Below are 2,866 nucleotides of genomic sequence, written 5' to 3' on the forward strand. Positions count from 1 at the left end.
CTTTATTCCTTTATATATAGATTTTTAGAATTTTATAGCTTATTATTTACAAAATCACAATAAAAAGCAATGATAAATATTCCCAATATCAAACTTATATCTCTATAAAGAAAGAAGTAGCATAATAGCTACTTCTTTTTGCTTTGTTTCTCATATTGTTCAAACGTATGAATTCTTTCGAAAATCGGTGGATGTGTGTATAAGAAAAACTTCACTAACGCAGGCGGATTCACTTGGCTTAAACTCGTCTTTGATAAGTATTGAAACGTTTTTACACCAGACTTCCCATCTTTCGTCATATTTAAAGCATATTGGTCTGCCGCTCGTTCTTCTATACGAGAAACATAGTTTGTTGCTGGCTGTGATGCAAAAGAGAGGACAGAAGAAATTAAGAAAAATAAAGGTAAAATTGAGAAACAAGCTACTTTTGAAATTTGCAGCGTATCTCCCCATTTTCGAATACACATATTTATAATACGACTAATGAAATACATCCCTATAAACGATAGCAGCACATAACTCGCAACGCCCCAATATATATGTTTCATAACATAATGCCCCATTTCATGGGCCATTATAAATAAAATCTCTTTATCTTTTAATTGCTTAAGTGTTGTATCCCACATTACAATACGAGCGTTAGGGCCAATTCCTGTTACATATGCATTTAATGCATTCGTTTTTTCCGACATATTTACTTCATATACATGTTTAGCTGGAATTTCGGCTTTGTCTGCTATCGCTAAAATTTTCGTTTCTAATTCTTTATTTTTCAGCGTCGAGAAGTCATTATAAAGTGGATCAATAACGACCGGCTGTATAAATGTTAAAAAGATTGTAAATGGAACAGAGAGTGCCCACCCTGCTAGCCACCATCTCTTCGGGAATTTACGGATAAGCCATAACAGAACGGTAACTACGATTAGCATCGTCGCATAACTCTCCCAAAAACCGATAACGTGATCTTTTATCCAGCTTTGTGTACTTTGCGTTGAAATGCCGTAATCAACAGAAACTTTTCGGCTAATCCATTGCATCGGCAGAGCAAGAACTGTTGTGAGTAGTGATAAATAAAAGAAATAAATCGCAACTTGCAGGACACTTATTTTCGTCGTTTCCTTCGACCATTTCTCAAACTTTCTTGAAACACCGAGCACAAGTACAAATAATAGAATAATCCATTCAAGAGGCGTCGCTAAAAAGTACAGTAAATTTTTTACGCGCGAATAATCTTGGCTTAGCGTAAGCTCTCTTGCATTCATAAACGTTTCTGGATCTGCCTTTGTTCCTTTATACATGTCCGGAATCAGTTCATGATTCCATCCAAATAAATACCAATATATAAGCAACGCAAACCCAACGTACAAAAAAAGCGACCACCCAATAACCTTCTTCACGCTATTCCCTCCTCTATGCTGCCTGTCTATTATTATTGTAAGTTCGTACATGCTAAATTAGAACAAGCTTATTACGCGAATTGCTCGAGATCCTTTTATTTACATAAAAAAACTCTTCTGCAAAAAGAAGAGTTTTACCTACCTTTAGACACTTTCTTCGGTTCATACTCTGGGATAAGAAACGTACTTACAACCCAACATATTAAACCAGCGCCTTTTATCCTTTTCGGCAAGAAGACTCCATCTGATTTGTGTTACGGGTGAAACCCAACAATTCAGGTGGAGATGAATTGCCGTCAGAAGGTAGGATGAACTCTTTTGTTTCGTTCATAACAAATTTCCCGGGCGAATATTTGTTCTTTTTGTCTTACGATGCAATCTGCCCCTAGATAAGGAGGGAATATATCGTAGGACAACGAAATTGGATAATATAATCATTCGGCTACTTGAATGAAAAGCAATTTTAATGAACTCTCTAAGAAAGGTGGTGAAAACAATGGCTAGAAAGAAAGCAGTGAAAGTATTACGGAAACAAAAGAAAAGAGAAAACATGCAACGATTCACGCAAAAACAAAATATTGGACGAGCTTGCCTTACTGCAAAAGAATTCCGTTTACTTCAGCGCATGTCACATAGTTCAAAAGCATTACGAAATGTTGGATTGTACACGATGAAACAAAGTTATTTGAACAATAACAAGATGGCTACTATAAAAGAAGTGGACACTGCTATGCAAGCCGATATGAATTACTGGGGCATGCAATCAAACTCTGTTCAAGCGATTCGTAGAGCCTTATTTACAGAAGTGAAGAGCTTTTTTAAAGCAATGGAACAGTGGCAGAAAAATCCTGAGAAGTTCACAGGTCGTCCTAAGTTTCCCAATTATTCTCGTTCAACTGACAAACGAATTATTGAAATCTATCAAGTCCCAAAAGTCGATGATAACGGGTATTGGATGATTCCAATGAATGTTGCATTCAGAAAAAAATTCGGTTCCATTAAAATATGTATGCCTAAAAACTTAAGAAATAAAAAAATCTCTTACATTGAGATTGTACCGAAGCAAAAAGGTCGGTTCTTTGAGGTGCATTACACATATGAAATGCACGTTTCTCAAATGAAGAAACCATCCACGACTACGAGTAACGCTTTGAGTTGCGATTTAGGAGTAGATAGATTAGTAAGTTGTGTGACAAATACAGGTGATACATTCTTAATTGATGGGAAAAAACTAAAATCTATTAACCAGTACTTCAACAAAATGATACGTGATCTACAACTGAAAAATGGGGGAAATGGACTTTCTAAACGTGTTGTAACGAATAAAATGGCTGCACTTTGGCATAAACGAGAAAAACAAATAAATGGTTACATTTCACAAACTGTAGGGCTGTTGTTTAAAAAGGTGAAAGAATGCAACATAGATACGGTTGTCGTAGGGTATAACGCTGGTTGGAAACAAAAATCTG

The 2,866-nt window shown here is 35.9% G+C and carries 2 protein-coding genes; one reads left to right on the forward strand and one right to left on the reverse strand.

Annotated elements, in window-relative coordinates; genetic code table 11:
- Positions 1-128: 128 nt before the first annotated feature.
- Positions 129-1,397, reverse strand: a complete 1,269-nt coding sequence (locus tag DN394_RS25925) for a M48 family metallopeptidase (RefSeq protein ID WP_064473069.1) — start codon at positions 1,395-1,397, stop codon at positions 129-131.
- A gap of 496 nt (positions 1,398-1,893) precedes the next feature.
- On the opposite strand from DN394_RS25925, the gene DN394_RS25935 reads away from it, so the two are divergent.
- A partial coding sequence (locus DN394_RS25935) for an RNA-guided endonuclease TnpB family protein (RefSeq protein WP_149294381.1) occupies positions 1,894-2,866 on the forward strand: 973 nt, incomplete at its 3' end.

Origin of the sequence: Bacillus sp. BB081 (genome assembly GCF_008368895.1) — a bacterium.
GTDB lineage: Bacteria > Bacillota > Bacilli > Bacillales > Bacillaceae_G > Bacillus_A > Bacillus_A wiedmannii.